Source organism: Kribbella jejuensis, assembly GCF_006715085.1.
Lineage (GTDB): Bacteria > Actinomycetota > Actinomycetes > Propionibacteriales > Kribbellaceae > Kribbella > Kribbella jejuensis.
In genome coordinates this window covers 1237357-1254087 of record NZ_VFMM01000002.1, presented here as the reverse complement: position 1 = coordinate 1254087, position 16731 = coordinate 1237357, and the positions used below count along the sequence as shown (strand labels likewise).

Annotated in this window: 21 protein-coding genes; 8 read left to right on the top strand and 13 right to left on the bottom strand. The window is 67.9% G+C overall.

The window, feature by feature from the left end:
- Window position 1: 1 nt before the first annotated feature.
- The gene (locus tag FB475_RS26065) at window positions 2-1018 is read right to left on the bottom strand and encodes a hypothetical protein (protein WP_141859170.1); all 1017 of its coding nucleotides are present in this window, start codon (window positions 1016-1018) and stop codon (window positions 2-4) included.
- Window positions 1019-1145: 127 nt separating this feature from the next.
- Here FB475_RS26065 and FB475_RS26060 point away from each other — a divergent pair, with 127 nt between their 5' ends.
- Together FB475_RS26060 and FB475_RS26055 are read left to right on the top strand one after the other, a co-directional pair.
- Window positions 1146-1802, top strand: a complete 657-nt coding sequence (locus FB475_RS26060) for a mechanosensitive ion channel family protein (RefSeq protein WP_238332415.1) — start codon at window positions 1146-1148, stop codon at window positions 1800-1802.
- A 107-nt stretch (window positions 1803-1909) separates the two neighbouring features.
- Window positions 1910-2899 carry a chitinase gene (locus tag FB475_RS26055; protein WP_141859168.1) on the top strand — a complete coding sequence of 330 codons (990 nt, stop codon included), beginning with the start codon at window positions 1910-1912 and terminating at the stop codon, window positions 2897-2899.
- A gap of 51 nt (window positions 2900-2950) precedes the next feature.
- Here FB475_RS26055 and FB475_RS26050 read toward each other — a convergent pair whose 3' ends face one another.
- The 4 genes from FB475_RS26050 to FB475_RS26035 are packed head-to-tail and all read right to left on the bottom strand — an operon-like array spanning window position 2951 to window position 4693.
- Window positions 2951-3379 (bottom strand): OsmC family protein, encoded by a 429-nt coding sequence (locus tag FB475_RS26050; protein ID WP_141859167.1) that lies wholly within the window; start codon window positions 3377-3379, stop codon window positions 2951-2953.
- A gap of 37 nt (window positions 3380-3416) precedes the next feature.
- Window positions 3417-3836 (bottom strand): globin, encoded by a 420-nt coding sequence (locus FB475_RS26045; RefSeq protein ID WP_141859166.1) that lies wholly within the window; start codon window positions 3834-3836, stop codon window positions 3417-3419.
- A 15-nt stretch (window positions 3837-3851) separates the two neighbouring features.
- Window positions 3852-4268: an acyl-CoA thioesterase gene (locus tag FB475_RS26040; protein ID WP_238332414.1), complete on the bottom strand. Its 417-nt coding sequence runs from the start codon at window positions 4266-4268 to the stop codon at window positions 3852-3854.
- Window positions 4268-4693 (bottom strand): acyl-CoA thioesterase, encoded by a 426-nt coding sequence (locus FB475_RS26035; RefSeq protein ID WP_238332413.1) that lies wholly within the window; start codon window positions 4691-4693, stop codon window positions 4268-4270. Before FB475_RS26035 ends, FB475_RS26040 begins: the two co-directional genes overlap by 1 nt.
- Window positions 4694-4783: 90 nt before the next feature.
- Between FB475_RS26035 and FB475_RS26030 the strand changes: the two genes are divergently transcribed.
- Window positions 4784-5539, top strand: a complete 756-nt coding sequence (locus FB475_RS26030; protein ID WP_141859165.1) for an SDR family oxidoreductase — start codon at window positions 4784-4786, stop codon at window positions 5537-5539.
- 10 nt (window positions 5540-5549) lie between these two features.
- The gene (locus FB475_RS26025; protein WP_141859164.1) at window positions 5550-6005 is read left to right on the top strand and encodes a MaoC family dehydratase; all 456 of its coding nucleotides are present in this window, start codon (window positions 5550-5552) and stop codon (window positions 6003-6005) included.
- Here the strand turns inward: FB475_RS26025 and FB475_RS26020 are convergent.
- Window positions 6002-6886, bottom strand: coding sequence for a GNAT family N-acetyltransferase (locus FB475_RS26020; RefSeq protein WP_141859163.1), 885 nt, complete (start codon window positions 6884-6886; stop codon window positions 6002-6004). The genes FB475_RS26025 and FB475_RS26020 overlap by 4 nt on opposite strands.
- A 154-nt stretch (window positions 6887-7040) precedes the next feature.
- Entirely contained in the window at window positions 7041-7958 is a 918-nt protein-coding gene (locus tag FB475_RS26015) for a GNAT family N-acetyltransferase (RefSeq protein WP_141859162.1), read from the bottom strand.
- Between the two features lie 214 nt (window positions 7959-8172).
- Here FB475_RS26015 and FB475_RS26010 point away from each other — a divergent pair, with 214 nt between their 5' ends.
- Entirely contained in the window at window positions 8173-8703 is a 531-nt protein-coding gene (locus FB475_RS26010; RefSeq protein WP_141859161.1) for a hypothetical protein, read from the top strand.
- On the opposite strand, the gene FB475_RS26005 is transcribed toward FB475_RS26010, so the two are convergent.
- The 4 genes from FB475_RS26005 to FB475_RS25990 form a co-directional block, all read right to left on the bottom strand.
- Window positions 8694-9665 carry a helix-turn-helix transcriptional regulator gene (locus FB475_RS26005; protein WP_141859160.1) on the bottom strand — a complete coding sequence of 324 codons (972 nt, stop codon included), beginning with the start codon at window positions 9663-9665 and terminating at the stop codon, window positions 8694-8696. The genes FB475_RS26010 and FB475_RS26005 overlap by 10 nt on opposite strands.
- Window positions 9666-9759: 94 nt before the next feature.
- Window positions 9760-10512: an SDR family oxidoreductase gene (locus tag FB475_RS26000; RefSeq protein ID WP_141859159.1), complete on the bottom strand. Its 753-nt coding sequence runs from the start codon at window positions 10510-10512 to the stop codon at window positions 9760-9762.
- Entirely contained in the window at window positions 10512-11732 is a 1221-nt protein-coding gene (locus FB475_RS25995; protein ID WP_141859158.1) for an acetyl-CoA C-acetyltransferase, read from the bottom strand. Before FB475_RS25995 ends, FB475_RS26000 begins: the two co-directional genes overlap by 1 nt.
- Window positions 11733-11746: 14 nt before the next feature.
- Window positions 11747-12892, bottom strand: coding sequence for an acyl-CoA dehydrogenase family protein (locus tag FB475_RS25990; RefSeq protein ID WP_141859157.1), 1146 nt, complete (start codon window positions 12890-12892; stop codon window positions 11747-11749).
- 74 nt (window positions 12893-12966) lie between these two features.
- Between FB475_RS25990 and FB475_RS25985 the strand changes: the two genes are divergently transcribed.
- Window positions 12967-13566: a TetR/AcrR family transcriptional regulator gene (locus FB475_RS25985; RefSeq protein WP_202878509.1), complete on the top strand. Its 600-nt coding sequence runs from the start codon at window positions 12967-12969 to the stop codon at window positions 13564-13566.
- Between the two features lie 59 nt (window positions 13567-13625).
- Here the strand turns inward: FB475_RS25985 and FB475_RS25980 are convergent, their stop codons facing one another.
- Window positions 13626-14195, bottom strand: a complete 570-nt coding sequence (locus FB475_RS25980) for a YceI family protein (protein WP_141859156.1) — start codon at window positions 14193-14195, stop codon at window positions 13626-13628.
- A gap of 153 nt (window positions 14196-14348) precedes the next feature.
- On the opposite strand from FB475_RS25980, the gene FB475_RS25975 reads away from it, so the two are divergent.
- A complete protein-coding gene (locus tag FB475_RS25975; protein ID WP_141859797.1) occupies window positions 14349-14807 on the top strand; it encodes a MarR family winged helix-turn-helix transcriptional regulator in 459 nt (152 codons plus the stop codon).
- A gap of 1 nt (window position 14808) precedes the next feature.
- On the opposite strand, the gene FB475_RS25970 is transcribed toward FB475_RS25975, so the two are convergent.
- Window positions 14809-16176 (bottom strand): FAD-dependent oxidoreductase, encoded by a 1368-nt coding sequence (locus FB475_RS25970; RefSeq protein ID WP_141859155.1) that lies wholly within the window; start codon window positions 16174-16176, stop codon window positions 14809-14811.
- A gap of 82 nt (window positions 16177-16258) precedes the next feature.
- Between FB475_RS25970 and FB475_RS25965 the strand changes: the two genes are divergently transcribed.
- The gene (locus FB475_RS25965; protein WP_238332412.1) at window positions 16259-16705 is read left to right on the top strand and encodes a MarR family winged helix-turn-helix transcriptional regulator; all 447 of its coding nucleotides are present in this window, start codon (window positions 16259-16261) and stop codon (window positions 16703-16705) included.
- Window positions 16706-16731 lie beyond the last annotated feature (26 nt).

The window sequence follows — 16731 nt, the reverse complement described above, 5'->3', positions numbered from 1 at the left end:
GTTACTCGTTCGAACGCCGCCGGCTGAGCATGAGGACGGCCAGGAGCAGGACACCGCTTGCTACGACCAGGCCGATCGCTACGCCGCCCAGGTTGTCGGTCAGTTGGTACAGGGAGATCGGCCAGATCACCAGGAGGATCGCGCAGCCGACCACGGCGTACGCCGAGTGCTTGATGCGCCCGTAGGCGACGAGCAGCGCGGCCGGGCCCGCCGTACCGACGGCGAGTGCCATGATCTCGCCGCGTTCCTGGACCAGCCAGCAGATCGACGAGCTGAACATCGCGGCTCCGGCGAGTGACCACGACGTCACCTGATCGCGCACCATGCCGAGCATCGCGAAGACGAACGCGACGATGATGAACCCGGTCCCGGCGATCCCTGCGCTGTTCGCGGCCGATCCGCTGTCCGGAGTGAGGACGTCGGAGGTGATCACCAACACACCGACAGCCAGGATCCCAAAAGTTGCCACCAGCAACGAGGATTCCTTCAGCCACCACAGTCCACCGGCCGCGAGCGCGAGCGCGACCATCACCCCGGCGACCCGGCCGGCCTCCCCCTCGACCGCCACGAACGTCGCGAACCCGGCAACGCAGCAGCCCAGCGACGCGAGCGCGGCGCTCAGCTGCCGGCGACGCCCGACGAGCGCCAGCAGGACGGCCACGCCGAGCAGGACGACCGCGGCCGTCGTACCGGTGCTGACCCGGGCGGCCCGGCCCATCTCGCCCCAGTTCGCCAAGGTCAGGAGCGCGACCGCGCCGAGCAGCAGCGCCCCGCCGATGTACCCGAGCACCTCGACCAGCGCGTTCGGGTGCGTCGCGGCGGGCGGACCCTTCGGTTGCGCCTGCCCGGCATCCCGTGGCTCGCCGGACGGCTCCGCAGGCTGCCACCGCCGCCCGGGGTCCGCGAGGGCCGCGTCGAGCTCCGCATCGGCCGCATCCCGGATCGAGTCGGCCTGGTACTGGCGCAGCACACCAGCGCTCACGAGCCTCGAAAGCTCGTCGTCCAGCCGGCTCGACATGTTTTCCGTCTCCTTGTCAGCCCTACTAACATCAGGCGGCGAGATGCCTATTCTGACCAGCTACCTTGTGTCCCTAGTCAGTCACCCCCTGTTTTCGCTGCCACAGGCCTTCCCCACCTTCTTCCGGATGGGCAACGACGGCAAGCTGGAGGTGACCGACCAGATCGTGGTCGTCCCGGCCCGGATCGCCGGTCTGATCATCGGTTTCTTCGTCCTCCGCTGGCTGCTGCACAAGGTCATCCGCCGGTTCGCCCGCCGGACCGGGAGCGGCGCGGTAGCCGGCGTACTGGCCAAGTCCAAGCGCGGGCAGGAGTTCGTCGAGAACACCCTCGCGAACGAGCGCCGGACGCAGCGCGCGGAGACGATCGCCGGCCTGCTGACCAGCGCGGTCACGATCGTGCTGACGGCCGTCCTGGTGGTGATGGTGCTCGCCGAGCTCGGGTTCAACATCCTCCCGGTGATCGCGTCCGCGAGCATCATCGGCGTCGCGCTCGGCTTCGGCGCCCAGACGCTGGTGAAGGACTTCCTGGCCGGCGTGTTCATGATCTTCGAGGACCAGTACGGGGTCGGCGACCTGATCGACATGGAGAAGGCGACCGGCGTCGTGGTCGCTGTCGGCCTCCGGATCACCACGCTCCGCGGCGAGGACGGCACCACCTGGTACGTCCGCAACGGCGAGGTCCTCCGGGTCGGCAACCTGACCACCCGCGATCCGAACAGCAACTCCTCCTCCGGCGTCGGCTCGGCGACGGAGAAGGAAGAGGAAGCGAAGGCCGACGAGTAGTCAGCTGTTGACGCCTCGCGATCGGTGGGTTCATGATCGAGCGGAATCATTAGGAAACCTTCCTATTGATTTCGCAGACTCTGACCGCCCCCGATCCAAGGAGAGTCATGAAGATCCTCGTGAGCGCGGTGACCGCCGCGTGTCTGGCGACCGGCTTCGCGTCCGTCGCACACGCCAGCACGACGCACAGTCCGCAGGTGCAGGCGGACACGGCCAGTATCGGCGCAGCGCCGTACCTGTATCTCGGCTGGGGTGATCCGCAGAAGCCGACCGACGTGATGAACGCCGCCGGGAACAAGTGGTTCACGCTGGCGTTCGTGCTGTCCGACGGCGGCTGCAACCCGAAGTGGGACGGCGACCGGGCGCTGACCGGTGGTTCGGACCAGTCCGCGATCAACAGCATCCGGGCCGCCGGCGGCGACGTGATCCCGTCGTTCGGCGGCTGGTCCGGGAACAAGCTCGGCGAGAAGTGCAGCTCCGCCTCCGCACTGGCCGCGGCGTACCAGAAGGTGATCGACGCCTATCAGCTGAAGGCGATCGACATCGACATCGAGGACACCGAGTTCCACAGCGCGACCGCCCGGCAGCGGGTGATCAGCGCGCTGAAGACCGTCAAGAGCAAGAACCCCGGCCTCAAGGCGTACATCACGATGGGCACCGACCAGACCGGCCCGGACGCGTCGGGCGTCGACCTGATCAACAAGGGCGCAGCCGCGGGGCTGGCCAACGACGGCTGGGTGCTGATGCCGTTCGACTTCGGCGGCGGTTCGACGAATATGGCGACGCTGACCGAGAAGGCCGAGGAAGGCCTGAAGGCCCGGCTGAAGAGCGCGTACGGCTACACCGACGACGAGGCGTACCGGCACATGGGCATCTCGTCGATGAACGGCAAGACCGACGACGCCGGCGAGACCGTCCGGCTGTCCGACTTCAAGACGCTGCTCACGTACGCGCAGGAACACCACCTGGCGCGCTTCACCTTCTGGTCGGTGAACCGGGACCGCCCGTGCTCCGGCGGCGGTGACGGCGACTCGTGCAGCGGGATCTCCCAGAACCCGTACGACTTCACCAAGGTGATCGCCCAGTTCCACGGCTGAGACAGACCAGTGCCCCGGCGAGACCTCGCCGGGGCACTGTCTTCTGGAATCTCAGGCGGTGAAGGTGACGTCCAGCGTGATCGGGACGGCGGACAGCGCCTGCGAGACCGGGCAGTTCTTCTTCGCGCCCTCGGCGAACTCGGCGAACTCGTCGGCGGTCAGGCCCGGGACGTTGCCGTTCACGGACAGCTTGATCCCGGTGATGCCCTCACCCGGCTGGAAGGTGACGTCGGCCTGGGTGTCGATCGACGTCGGGGCGTGACCGCCCTGGGCCAGCGCGTGCGACAGCGCCATCGAGAAGCAGGTGGAGTGCGCGGCCGCGATCAGCTCTTCCGGGCTGGTCTTGCCGTTGGCGTCGTTCGCGCGGGAGGCCCAGGTGACGTCGTACGTACCGACACCGGAGGACTCCAGGGCGACCTGGCCGGCGCCCTCCATCAGCGAGCCTTCCCAGTGAGCCTTCGCCGTACGGATGGTAGCCATGCTCGTGTTGTCTCCTTCTGGAAGATTAAGCGGTGGTTCAGCGCCCGGACATGTCGATCATGCCGGGGTAGTTCGGTTCGTCGGTGTTCACCATGCTGTGCGCGGCCATCACCATGTAGGTCCAGATCTGCTCGTCCTGCTCGGGCGTCAGGCCGAGTTCGTCGAGCGCGGCCCGCATGTGGCCGAGCCACCTGTCCCGTTGGCTCGGGGTGACCGCGAACGGGGCGTGCCGCATCCGCAGCCGCGGGTGCCCGCGCTGTTCGGAGTACGTCTTCGGGCCGCCCCAGTACTGCTCCAGGAACATCCGGAAACGCACCTCGGCCGGGCCGAGGTCCTCCTCCGGGTACATCGGGCGAAGGTCCGGGTCGGCGGCGACACCGCGGTAGAACGCGGCCACCAACCGGTGGAAGGTGTCCGCCCCACCGACGGCGTCGTAGAAACTCTGCTGCTCGGTCATCTCGGATCCAGTCTCTCAAGTCGTGACAACGTGCTTGAGGAGGGCTGCCTTTTCGGTGTCTCCGAGGGGTCGCTTCTCGTGTGTCGTACCGTCCACCGCGACGAGGACCGACTCGGCCTTGGCGTAGACGTCGTCGGACGCGCCGCTGCGGTCGACGATCCGGGAGCCGAGCGTGTACGACGACGTACCGACCGAGACGATCCACACATCCACGTCGTACGGCGGGTGCCGGAGCAGGATCGGCCGCAGGTAGTCCACAGTCTGGCTGACCAGGACACACGGGTACTGCGCGAAGTAGTCCCCGGTCGTGCCCATCACCTGGGCGAGGAACGCGATCCGCGCCTCCTGCAGGTAGTCGAAGTACCGCACGTTGTTGACGTGGTCGTAGGAGTCGATGTCCGACCAGCGGACGAGCACCGGGTGTGTGAACATCAGCGACCTACCAACTTCTCGAGGGCGACCTTCTCCTCCGGAGTGATCCGGCGCAGGCGGTTGGCCGTGAAGTCGAACGGGACCAGCTTGGTCTTCGCCTCGACATAGGTACGGCGTTCCGGCTCGGCGTCGAGGATCTCGTAGTCGACGGTGAACGACGCGGCCCGGATCTCGGAGATCCACAGCTCGATCCGGACCGGTTCCGGGCGGAAGTGCAGCGGCGCGCGGTACCGGACCTCGTGCCGGGCCACGAGCAGCCCGGTCTCCAGCGTGTCGGCGCCGAGTTCCTTCGCGGTCCGGAACAGGAAGTCGACGCGCGCGTCCTGCAGGTAGTCGACGTACCGGCCGTTGTTCACGTGCCCGAGCGCGTCCATGTCACCCCAGCGCAGCGGGCAGTGGTAGACGTACCGGTTGTGATGATCCACACGGCGATCATGTCATCCGGGGTGCTTCCCGCGTGACAGACCGTGGGTAATGTCATCTTCTGCAGACCAGTTGACCGATTGGAGCGGTGAATGACGCAGCAGCGGGTGGCGATCGTGACGGGTGCGGCCCGGGGAATCGGCGCGGCCGTCGCGCAGCGGCTCGCCGCGGACGGGAACGCCGTCGCCGTCATCGACCTCGACGAGGGCGCCTGCGCGGCGACCGTGAACGCGATCACCGAGGCCGGCGGCAAGGCGATCGGCGTCGGTGCCGACGTCAGCAAGTCCGACCAGGTCAGCGCCGCGGTCGAGCGGGTGGTGGCCGAGCTCGGCGCGCCGACGATCCTGGTCAACAACGCCGGTGTGCTGCGCGACAACCTGTTGTTCAAGATGTCCGAGGACGACTGGGACACCGTCATGTCGGTGCACCTCAAGGGCAGCTTCCTGATGTCCAAGGCGTGCCAGGCGCACATGGTCGAGGCCGGGTACGGCCGGATGGTCTTCCTCTCGTCGACCTCGGCGCTCGGCAACCGCGGCCAGGCGAACTACGCCTCCGCGAAGGCCGGCCTGCAGGGGCTGGCGAAGACGCTGGCGATCGAGCTGGGCAAGTTCGGCGTCACTGCGAACGCGATCGCCCCGGGCTTCATCGAGACCGACATGACGGCGGCCACCGCGGCCCGGGTCGGCGTCGACTTCGAGGAGTTCAAGAAGGCCACCGCCGCGAGCATCCCGGTACAGCGGACCGGCAAGCCGGAGGACATCGCCGCCGCCGCGTCGTTCTTCTGCAGCGAGGAGGCCGGGTTCGTCTCCGGCCAGGTTCTGTACGTCGCCGGCGGACCGCGGAACTAGGGAGTCGGGCATGCCGCGAAGCTTCAACGGTGTCGACGAGGTGGCGCATGCGGTCGGCAGCACGCTCGGTGAGACCGAGTGGCTGGAGATCACCCAGGAGCAGGTGAACCAGTTCGCCGATGCGACCGGTGACCACCAGTGGATCCACGTCGACGTCGAGCGCGCGGCCAAGGGCCCGTACGGCGGGACGATCGCGCACGGCTACCTGACGCTGAGCCTGATCGCGCGGTTCGGTGACGAGCTGTTCCAGGTCGACGGGGTGACCGCGAAGCTCAACTACGGCGTGAACAAGGTCCGCTTCCCGGCGCCGGTCCCGGTCGGCAGCCGGGTGCGCGCGGGCGCCTCGATCGCCAACGCGGTCGAGACCCCGGCCGGTGTCCAGGTGTCGCTCAACTGGGTGATCGAACTGGAGAACTCGACGAAGCCCGCCTGCGTCGCCGAGACCGTCGTACTGCTCGTCCCCTAGAGGGGGCAGATCAGGACGGCGTGCGTGGCGATCCGGTGATAGCCGAGCCACTCGTTGACCGCGAGCATCGGTAGGTTGCCGTCGTAGTTCGCGGTGTACGCGCCTTGCACGCCGGCGTCCGCGGCGCGGTGCAGGGCCGCGGACTTCACCAGTTTCGCCAGACCGCGGCCGCGGTACTCCGGAAGCGTCGAGGTCATCTTCGACCAGATCATCGTGTGGTCGCCGAGCCCCATCGTGAACGACACGATCTGGTCCCGGTAGAGCGCGGCCATGCTCAGGTCGAGGACCGTGTCGGCCGACTCCCAGACCGCGGTGCGCCATTCGCCGTACGGCCGGGCCGAGATCTTCGCGTCGCCCGGTTTGGTGCGCTGGGCAACCACATCGGCGGCGTACAGCGCCTCCGGCTCGACGTCGGTGAGCGGTACAAGCCGTACGGCGCTCGGCGGCTCGGGCTGCTCCGGTGCCTTCCGCGGGTCGATGCCCGCGTAGTGCACCTGCCGTGTCTGCCGGTACCCGAACCGCGACGCCCACCCGACCGCGGCCGGGTCCGCGAACACCCGTGCGCTCTTCGCGCCCGCGTCGCACAGGTTCGCGTGCGTTGCCTCCAGCAACTGCGTCCCGATGCCGCGCCGCCGGTACTCCGGCCGGACGAGCACGCGCAGCTCGCCGTCCAGCGGATCCGACCCGCCGATCAGCCCGGTCGTTGCCCAGCCCACCAGTTCCCCGTCGACCAGCGCGGCAAAGGTGGCTCGCCCGGGCTCGGACGGCTTGTCCAGCCTGCGGACCAGCCCGCCCCGGGTGATCACCAGGTACGGAACGAGTTCGTCGTGCAGCGCCAACGCCTGCTCGACATCTCCCGGACCCGCCGCCCTGATCTCCATCCGAAACTCCTTGGGCACTCCAATCAAGTACCCCGGAATCTAACGCGCTTTCAGGTGCATACCAGAAGTAACCCGATTACAGCTCCGTCTCAGACCGCCCAAGCACCAACCGCGAACCCGTCACATCGACTGTCGTCCGAACCCCTCGAAGTCGTCACGCGTCGCTGTCCAGCGTTCGGAGTAGGCCGAGTTCGGTTTGGACGCGTTGGTAGCCGAGCCAGTTGTTGACGGCAAGCATCGGGCCGTTCTCGTCGTCGTTCGAGGTGTACGCCGCGGTGATCCCGGCCGCCGCCGCTCGGCGGAGTGCGACCGACTTCACCAGCTTGGCGAGGCCTCGGCCCCGGTAGCCCGGGATCGTGCCGGTCATGCCCGACCACATCCGGTCGGTGGCGGTCTCGACCACGGTGAAAGCGACCAGTTCGTCGCCGGCCATCGCGCCGACGCTGAGCGACTTGTCCATCGACGGGCCGTTCCAGATCTCCTCGAGCCACATGTCGTACTCAACGGCGTCCAGCGGCGAGTCACTCGGCTCGTCCAGCGACGCGACCGTGTCCGCGGTGTACGCCGTCCGCGGGTCGAGGTCGGCGAAGCTGACCAGCTTGATCCCATCGGGCGTCGGCGGCTGCTCGGGCAGTTCCTTGGTCAGGTCGAGGCCGGAGAAGTGCATCTGCCGCGTCCCGTCGTACCCGAGCTTGTGGGCGAACTTCAGACCGTCGGGGTGTACGAACGTCCGCACCCGAACCGCGCCGACCTCACTCAAGTGCTGGTGCAGCCGCTCGGCGAGCGCGCCGCCGATGCCCTGGCGGCGATGCTCCGGATGCACGTACACGATGGCCTCGGCCTGCCCGGGTTCACTGGTCCAGACGTTCAGGCCGGCCGATCCCCAGGCGACGACCTCGCCGTCGCGGAGCGCGACCAGCGGAAGGAACCGCTCCCCCGGCGACTGCACGGTGATCATGTGCGCCACCGCGGCCGCCGACATCGCCTTGTACGGGTAGACCGCCCGCCGTACCGCCGCCACCGCCCCGGCATCGGCCGCGACGGCCAGCCGTACCACCGCCCTCGTCGTCATGTCCCGGACCCTAACCAGCGGGCCCGGAAGCCGCCACGCATTAAGAGACAGGATCTTGCCGGTCTCGTGATTCGGCTGTGCGCCGAACTCGTATTAGAGTGACGCGGTGCTGTCGGACTGAATGCCCCGACCGCCGGAAGTGCCATCGTGGTTGCACGCGACGGGGTCACCGGCGGCGGGGCGTCCGCACCTGCGCTGTCCTAGCCTGGGGACCATGCAGCTCAACGACGGCGCGTCGGCCGCTCGAGTTCTCGCCGACCTGATGGTGTCCACCCGTCCGCGCGCGGAGTACGCCGACGCCTTCCGCCCGTTCGCCCCGCTGATCGGCAGCTGGGACCTCGACGTCGCCTGGTACGACGAGACCGGCGCCGTCACCCGCCGTACCCAGGGGGAGTGGCACTTCGCCTGGGCACTCGACGGCCGGGCGGTCGCCGACGTCTGGATCACGCCGAGCCGGGTCGCGCGCGCCACCGACGGCGACGGCGAGTGGGGACTGTCGATCCGGATCTACGATCCCGAACTGCAGGCGTTCCGCTCGACCTGGATGGGGCCGAAGGCGGCGTTCGTGATGCCGTTCGTCGCGCGGGCGAGCGGGGACACGATCACGCTGGAGTCGCAGACCGCGAGCACCCGCTGGGAATTCACCGGGATCACGGTCGACGGGTTCAACTGGCGCAACGAGGACATCGATGCCGACGGCAACGTCATCCTCCGGCAGACGTTCGTCGCGACCCGTCAGCCGTAGGTCGCCAGCGCGGCCTGCGCGAGCTCCAGCATCCGGAGCCGCAGGTCCGGCGGATCCAGCACCTCCAGATCACCGGCGAACCCGAGCAGTACGCCGCACGCGGCCTCCCGGACCCGGAAGTGCAACCGCAGGTGCGGCCACTCGTCGTCGGACGGCACCTCCCGGGCCACCTCGCCCTTCGCCAGCATCGGCGACGCGATCCGCCGGATCAGCTCAGTCTTGTCCGGCCGGACTCGCACCAGTACGTCGACGCCGACCGGCGCGTGCTGCTCCAGCCCGGACCGCAACCGCTCCCACTCCGCACGCACGTCCAGTCCTTCCGGCCGGTCCGCGGTCTCCTCGAGCAGGTCGACCTCCTGGACGCGGGACACCCGGTACATCCGCGCCGCACCACGATGCGCCGCGACGAGGTACCAGCGCCCGGCCTGCTCCACGAGACCCCATGGATCGACCGTGCGCTGCTGCACGCCCTCACGTGCTGAGGCGTACCGCAGCCGCACCCGGCGGCGGGTGACGACCGCTTGGCGTAGTACCGGCAGAGCACCGGTGTCTTCGGTCTCCGCGAACCAGCGCCGTCTGTCGACCACGATGGAGCCGGACAACGCGTCGGCCTCCCCCTGGAGCTCCACGGGCAGTGTGGCGGACAGCTTGCCCATGGCGGAGTGCAGTGCGTCCTGCAGCCCAAGCTCGTCCGACAGCGCGGCCCGCCCCGACCACGCGAACAGGGCCTGCGCCTCGCGCGGCGTGAGTTCACTGACGTCGGCACGGTAACCAGGGAGCAGCACACAGCCCCCGTTGCGCCCGCGCTCGGAGTACACCGGTACGCCGGCCGCGGACAGCGCCTCCATGTCGCGCATGACCGTCCGCGTCGACACCTCCAGCCGCTCCGCCAACTCCCGCGCCGACAGCCGCTCGTGCCGCTGCAGCAACAGGATGATCTGCAACAACCGGTCCGCTCGCATGACGGCAACAATATGAGACAGAAGATGTCTTATATATCTCTGAACCGACTCCGTGAGAGGAGGTCGGCGACGTCAGCCGGCCTCGGCCGATGCCTTAGGCGATGCCGCCGTTCAGCGTGAGGCCGCCGTCGATCGTGATGGTCTGGCCGGTGATCCACGACGCTTCGTCGGACAACAGGAACCACACCAGCGAAGCGACGTCCTCCGGCCGGCCCAGACGACCCAAGGGGTACGTCGCGGCGACCTTGTCCTCACGCCCTTCGTAGAGGGCTCCGGCGAACTTGGTCTTGACCACAGCCGGAGCCACGGCGTTCACCCGGATCTCCGGAGCCAGCTCGACCGCCAGCTCCTGGGTGACCCGCGAGAGCATGGCCTTGGTCGCGCCGTACCACCCGATGCCGGGCGACGGCGCCAGACCGGCCACCGACGACAGGTTCACCACGGCACCGCCGTGCTCCCGCATCCACGCATCCCGGCAGGCCTTCACCCAGGCGATCGCTGCGAGCACATTGGTGTCGACCATCTTGCTCGCCACTCCGGCGTCGACGTCCAGCAACTTCCCGTAGATCGGGTTGATGCCGGTGTTGTTCACCAACAGGTCCACCGACCCGTACGTCGCTACCGCAGCCGCGACGGCCGCCCCACGATGCGACGCGTCCGCAGCGTTGCCCGCGATCGCCAGCGCGTGCTCACGACCGCCCAAGGTCTTCACGGCCTCGTCGAGGGTCTCCTGCGTCCGCCCGGTGATGACGACGCGCGCGCCGTCGGCGACCAGGCGCTGGGCGACCGCCAGCCCGATCCCACGAGAGGCTCCGGTGACGATCGCCGTCCGGTTCTCCAGCGTCATCAGCTGAGGCGCTCGAGCACGATGGCCATCCCCTGCCCGCCGCCGACACACATCGTCTCGAGCCCGAACTGCTTGTCCTCGAACTGCAGGCCGTTGACCAGCGTGGTCATGATCCGCGCACCGGTGGACCCGAACGGGTGCCCAAGTGCGATCGCGCCGCCGTGCACGTTCAGCTTGTCCTCGTCGATGCCGAGTTCGCGCGCCGAACCGATCACCTGGACCGCGAACGCCTCGTTGATCTCGACCAGGTCGATGTCGTTGATGCTCATCCCGGCCCGGGCCAGCGCCTGCTTCGACGCCTCGACCGGACCGAGGCCCATGATCTCCGGCGAGAGTCCGCTGACACCCGTCGACACGATCCGCGCCAGCGGAGTCAGGCCGAGCTCCCGCGCCTTCGTGTCGCTCATGATCACGACCGCCGCGGCACCGTCGTTCAACGGGCAGCAGTTGCCGGCCGTCACGGTCCCGTCCGGGCGGAACACCGGCTTCAGGCCGCTGACGCCCTCCAGTGTCGTGCCCGGGCGCGGGCCGTCGTCCTTGCTCACGACGGTCCCGTCCGGCAGCGTCACCGGCACGATCTCGCGCTCGAAGAACCCGTTGCCGATCGCCTTCTCGGCCAGGTTCTGCGAGCGGACTCCGAACACGTCCTGCTCCTCGCGGCTGATGCCGCGCAGCGTCGCGACGTTCTCGGCGGTCTGGCCCATCGCGATGTAGATGTCCGGGATCAGCCCGTCCTCGCGCGGGTCGTGCCAGGTGTCGTTGGTCTCGGCGTACTTCTCGGTCCGCGCGACCGCGTCGGTGAAGACCGGGTTGAACGAGCTCGGGTCACCGACGCCCGCGGACCCGAAGTTCTTGTACCGCGAGACGCACTCGACGCCGGCGCTGACGAAGATGTCGCCCTCACCGGACTTGATCGCGTGGTACGCCATCCGCGCGGTCTGCGTCGACGACGCGCAGAACCGGTTCACGGTGGTCGCCGGCGTGTTGTCCCAGCCGAGCTGCACCGCTACCCGGCGGGCCATGTTCCCGCCGTGCTCGTCGTGCGGCTCCGCGCAGCCGAGCGCCAGGTCCTCGATCTGGTCCCCGGTCAGCCCGGCCTTGTCGACGGCCGCCTTGATCATCTGGACGGCGAGATCGTCCGGCCGGATCGAGGTCAGCGATCCCTTGTACGCGCGGCCGATCGGCGAACGGGCCGTCGACACGATGACTGCTTCAGGCATCTCGTTTTCCCTTTCTACAGCCCCAGATCGCGGCCGATGAGTTCCTTCATGATCTCGTTCGAACCGGCCCAGATCTTCGTCACCCGGGCGTCGCGCCAGGCGCGGGCCACCCGGTACTCGTTCATGTAGCCGTAGCCGCCGTGCAGCTGGACACACGCGTCCAGGATCTCGTTCTGCACGTGCGCGCTCCACCACTTGGTCTTCGCGGCGTCGACCGCGGACAGCCGGTCCTCGTCGTGCGCGACGATCGCGTTGTCGACGTACGCCTGGGTCACCTCGGCCTTGGTGACCAGCTCGGCGACCAGGAACTTGTTGTACTGGAACGAACCGACCGGCTGGCCGAACGCCTTCCGCTGCTTCACGTAGTCGATCGTCTCGGCCAGGATCTGGCTGGCGTGCGCGATGTTCGACACCGCGGCCCCGATCCGCTCCTGCGCCAACCGCTCCATCATGTGGATGAAGCCGCGATCCACCTCGCCCAGGACGTTGTCATCGGCAACGAAAACGTCCTCGAAAAAGAGTTCGGACGTACCGGACTCGGTCTGGCCGACCTTGTCCAGCTTGCGGCCGCGGGCGAAGCCGTCCATCCCCTCCTCGACCACGAACAGCGTGATGCCCTTCGCACCCTTGGACGGATCGGTCCGGGCCGCGACGATCACCAGGTCGGCCATGTCGCCGTTGGTGATGAAGGTCTTCGACCCGTTCAGCACCCAGCCGCCGTCGGCCCGCTTCGCGCTCGTCTTCAGCGCGGCCAGGTCCGACCCGCCGGACGGCTCGGTCATCCCGATCGCGGCGACGTACTCGCCGGAGCAAAACTTCGGCAGCCAACGCTGCTTCTGCTCCTCGGTGCCGAGGTCCACGAAGTAGGGCGCGGCGCAGTCGTAGTGGATGCCGAAGCAACTCGACAGCGACGCGGAGACCTTCGAGACCTCCTCGGCGAAGACCGCGTTGAACCGGTAGTCGCCGACGCTCGAGCCGCCGTACTCCTCCGGCACGTCGAGCCCGAGGAAGCCCTGCTTTCCGGCCTCCAGCCAGACGGCACGGTCGATCGTCTTCTCTTCGAGGAACTGCTCCATCCGCGGCACCAGCGAGCGGTCGCAGTACTCCTTCGCGCTGGCACGGAATGCCTGGTGGTCCTCGTTGAAGATGACGCGCTCCATCTAGGCCTCCCCAAGGTGTGAGACGAGTGGCTAAGCGCTTGCTTAGCTTCACGCGTTTGGTGCAAGGTGTCAACGTGTCCGCAGTCACCGACCCGATGGTCTGGGAGCACGTCCAACCGGCCGCCGCCCGCCGGCTGCTGACGGGCGCCGTCGACGCGTTCGCCGAGCGCGGGTACCAGGCCACGACGACCCGCGACATCGCCTCCCGCGCCGGCATGAGCCCCGCCGCCCTGTACGTGCACTACCCGTCCAAGGAGCGCCTGCTCTTCGAGATCAGCCTGTACGGCCACAACGCCGCCCTCGAGGTCCTGCGCTCCGCCGACACCGGTTCCACTCCTGCCGATCGTCTGCGCTCGCTCGTCGCCGCGTTCACCGCCTGGCACGCCGAGCACCACACGATCGCCCGCGTGGTGCAGTACGAACTGGCCGCGCTGTCCCCCGAACACATGGCCGAGGTCGCGACGATCCGCCGGGCCATCTCGGCACAGATCGAGCAGGTCCTCGCCGACGGTGTCGCCGACGGATCCTTCGCCGTCACAGACCTTCCCGGTACGACGCTCGCCGTACTGTCCCTCTCGATCGACGTGGCCCGCTGGTACACACCACACCGCGGCGACCCCGCCGCCCTCGGCAAGCTGTACGCCGACCTCGCCGAGCGCATGGTCCAGGCATAGCGAAGGCCCCGCACCAGCTGGTGCGGGGCCTTTCGGATGCTGCTCGGATACTGCGGAGATCAGGCCTGAAGAGCTGCCTGGATGTCCAGGTGAATGTCCACCTTGTCACCGATCAGCAGCTTGCCACCCTCGAGCGGAACGTTGAAGTCGATGCCCCACTCCTTGCGGCTGATCGACGCGGAGGCCTCGAAACCGATGATGGTCTGGCCGTACGCGTTCTGGTCGACACCGAGGAACTCGACCGCGAGCTCGATCGGCTTGGTGACGTTCTTGATGGTCAGCTCGCCGGCCAGCACGTAGTCGTCGCCCTCGGGCTTGATGGCGGTGCTGACGAACGTCATCTTCGGGCTGTTCTCGGCGTCGAAGAAGTCGCCGGATCGCAGGTGCCCGTCGCGCTGCTCGCTGCGGGTGTGCACCGAGGCGAGCTCGATCTCGACGGAGGTGGCGGAGTCCTCGATGGTGTCCTTCACGACGATCTCGCCGCTGAACTCCTGGAAGGTCCCGCGGACCTTGGTCATCAGGTGCCGGACGGTGAAGCCGACCTCGCTGTGCGCGGTGTCGAGGGCGTACGTGCCGGCGACCAGGCCGGGGATGCTGCTGGTCGGGGTGCCGGTGGTGGTGTCGCTCATGGGGTCCTCTCGGGAAAAGTGTTCGAACTGGTCGGGGGCGACGCAGCCTGGTCTATAGTTAAAACTTCAACCGATGACTACGACAGTAGGCAGTAACGGTTTAAAAGTCAACTACATTCCCGGTACACTGTTCACGTGACGATGGAGACTGAGATGGACACGGGGACTCGGTGGCTGAACGCCGAGCAGCAGGTGGCGTGGCGTGCGTACCTGCTGGGGACCGCACGCCTGATGGCGAAGCTCGACGACGACCTTCGCCAGTTCGGCCTGGGGATCAACGACTACGAGATCCTCGTCCGGCTGTCCGAGGCGCCCGACCGGCGGCTCCGGATGGCCGACCTGGCCGACCGCTTGCACCAGAGCCGGTCACGGCTGACGCACACCGTCGGCCGCCTGGAGGCCGCCGACCTGGTCCGCCGTACGTCGTGCACGAGCGACAAGCGCGGTGTCTGGGCCGAGCTGACCGACGCCGGCTTCGCCCTGCTCGAGCAGGCCGCGCCATACCACGTGGAGGGCGTCCGGGAGAACCTGGTCGATCTGTCCAGCCCGGAGGACTTCGCCGCCGTCGGCCGCGTCTTCGACGCCGTCTCGGAGCACATCGGCCAGCGCTGAGTCAGCTGGTGGCGCGGGCCGGGGTGATCTCCAGCGCGAGCTCGTCCCGGTCGGCGCCGCGGTAGGCCATCATCTTGTCGCGCATCCGCCGCTTGACCGGTGGCAGGTGGTTGACCGCGCGCATCCCCGTCCGCATCCCGGCCAGGATCATCCGGCCGACCACCGGCTTGTGCATCGGGTCGTCTGAGGTCATCTGGGCCCGCGACTTGATCACCGCGTCGAAGCCGTACTCGATCATCTTCGCTTCGTACGCATGCACTCCCGCGACCAGATCCTTGCGGCCGTCCCGGACTTCGATGAGCTCACGGCACAGGTTCACGGCGTCCCGGAGCGCGGTGTTCGCGCCGACGCCCCGGCCCGGCGTCATGGTGTGGATCGCGTCGCCGATCAGCGTGACGTTCGTACTCGGCCAGGGCTCGAGCGGGACCGACGTCCAGATGTTCACCGGGAAGCACGTGCCCGGATCGGTCAGCTCGAACAGCCGGCGCAGATTCGGATGCCAGTCCGGCGTGAGCTCGAGGGCCGTACGGACGAGCTCCTCGCCGCGCAGGTCCATGATGTTCGGCGGCAGCTTGTCGCGGGTCGCCGACAGGCCCCAGTTGATGTAGTCGCGGGTGTTGTCGAACTGCAACCCCGGCCAGCGCCGGATCAGCTCCTCGGTGTTGCCGCCGATGCCGTTCTTCACCCGGCCGTCGCGGTCCCACTGGAACTCCATCACGTGGATGATGCAGAACAGCCCGCGCGGCGCGTTGATCATCGAGATGCCCTCGAACACCTTCGGCGACACCAGCTTCGCGCTCTCGTCGGTGATCGGCAGCTTGCCGGCGATCGCCACGATCCCGGTCTCCTCGGTCTTCGCCTGCGGCAGGTACTGACGCCGTACCCGGGAGCCCGAGCCGTCCGCGGCGACCAGCAGGTCCCCGGTGGCCTCGGTCCCGTCGGCGAAGTACGCCGTCACGTGGTCGTCGTACTGCTCGAAGCGGGTGAACACCTTGCCGAACTCGACCACGTCCTCGAGCCCGGTCAGCAGGACCTGCCGCAGCGTCATCCGGCTGATCGACTTCTCGCTCTCGACCGGATCCGTGGACTGCGGGATCTCCATCGAGAGGACCTCCTTCAGGTCCTCGGTGAGCATGTTGAAGTACTTCGGGTCGCGGGCCTTGGTCGCGACGAACGTGTCGTACAGCTCCTTCGGCAGTAACGCGCTCAGGGCGCGGCTGCCGTCCGGGTCGATGCCGACGCGGTAGCCGTGCAGACCCTCGGTCCGCAGTGCGTCGCGTTCGAACACCGTCACCTCGATTCCGGCGCGCTTCAGGCCGTGCGCCAATGCCAGCCCACCCGTTCCGCCGCCGATTACCAGCACCTTCATGATCTCTCGTCCCTTCAAGTATCTCGGTGATTCGAGTATCTTGGAAATCCGAGAGAAATGCAAGCCCTATGCTGAGGTAGCCATGACCAGTTCCCGAGAAGAGCTCGCCGGCGAGATCCAGCAGCGGATGATCCGCTTCATCGCCGAAGCCGTGCTCTACAACCACGCGGTCTCCGCAAAGGTCGGCCTCGGCGGCAGCGACTCGCAGTTCATGACGCTGCTGCAGACGTACGGACCGCTCACGCCCCGGCAACTGGCCGAGCACACCGGTCTGACGTCAGGGACGATCACCGGCGTGATCGACCGGCTGGAAGCGCACGGCTTCGTCACCCGCCAGCCGGATCCGAGGGACCGGCGCAAGGTCGTCGTGACGCCGTCACTGGAGAAGATCCAGGAGAAGCTGGTCCCGCTGTACGCCGAACAGGGCGAGCGGATGCATCAACTTCTGGCCAGCCGGAGCGTCGAGGAACTGCGAGTCATCTCGGAGTTCCTCAAGGACTCGGTCGACAACGCTGTAGCCCCGGACTAAACGCTTTGAGCCCGGAGTCCCGGTCC

Coding starts and splice junctions, on each gene's coding strand:
- FB475_RS26065 (WP_141859170.1), bottom strand. CDS start 1,018: ATGTCGAGCCGGCTGGACGACGAGCTTTCGAGGCTCGTGAGCGCTGGT.
- FB475_RS26060 (WP_238332415.1), top strand. CDS start 1,146: ATGGGCAACGACGGCAAGCTGGAGGTGACCGACCAGATCGTGGTCGTC.
- FB475_RS26055 (WP_141859168.1), top strand. CDS start 1,910: ATGAAGATCCTCGTGAGCGCGGTGACCGCCGCGTGTCTGGCGACCGGC.
- FB475_RS26050 (WP_141859167.1), bottom strand. CDS start 3,379: ATGGCTACCATCCGTACGGCGAAGGCTCACTGGGAAGGCTCGCTGATG.
- FB475_RS26045 (WP_141859166.1), bottom strand. CDS start 3,836: ATGACCGAGCAGCAGAGTTTCTACGACGCCGTCGGTGGGGCGGACACC.
- FB475_RS26040 (WP_238332414.1), bottom strand. CDS start 4,268: ATGTTCACACACCCGGTGCTCGTCCGCTGGTCGGACATCGACTCCTAC.
- FB475_RS26030 (WP_141859165.1), top strand. CDS start 4,784: ATGACGCAGCAGCGGGTGGCGATCGTGACGGGTGCGGCCCGGGGAATC.
- FB475_RS26025 (WP_141859164.1), top strand. CDS start 5,550: ATGCCGCGAAGCTTCAACGGTGTCGACGAGGTGGCGCATGCGGTCGGC.
- FB475_RS26020 (WP_141859163.1), bottom strand. CDS start 6,886: ATGGAGATCAGGGCGGCGGGTCCGGGAGATGTCGAGCAGGCGTTGGCG.
- FB475_RS26015 (WP_141859162.1), bottom strand. CDS start 7,958: ATGACGACGAGGGCGGTGGTACGGCTGGCCGTCGCGGCCGATGCCGGG.
- FB475_RS26010 (WP_141859161.1), top strand. CDS start 8,173: ATGCAGCTCAACGACGGCGCGTCGGCCGCTCGAGTTCTCGCCGACCTG.
- FB475_RS26005 (WP_141859160.1), bottom strand. CDS start 9,665: ATGCGAGCGGACCGGTTGTTGCAGATCATCCTGTTGCTGCAGCGGCAC.
- FB475_RS26000 (WP_141859159.1), bottom strand. CDS start 10,512: ATGACGCTGGAGAACCGGACGGCGATCGTCACCGGAGCCTCTCGTGGG.
- FB475_RS25995 (WP_141859158.1), bottom strand. CDS start 11,732: ATGCCTGAAGCAGTCATCGTGTCGACGGCCCGTTCGCCGATCGGCCGC.
- FB475_RS25990 (WP_141859157.1), bottom strand. CDS start 12,892: ATGGAGCGCGTCATCTTCAACGAGGACCACCAGGCATTCCGTGCCAGC.
- FB475_RS25980 (WP_141859156.1), bottom strand. CDS start 14,195: ATGAGCGACACCACCACCGGCACCCCGACCAGCAGCATCCCCGGCCTG.
- FB475_RS25975 (WP_141859797.1), top strand. CDS start 14,349: ATGGACACGGGGACTCGGTGGCTGAACGCCGAGCAGCAGGTGGCGTGG.
- FB475_RS25970 (WP_141859155.1), bottom strand. CDS start 16,176: ATGAAGGTGCTGGTAATCGGCGGCGGAACGGGTGGGCTGGCATTGGCG.
- FB475_RS25965 (WP_238332412.1), top strand. CDS start 16,259: ATGACCAGTTCCCGAGAAGAGCTCGCCGGCGAGATCCAGCAGCGGATG.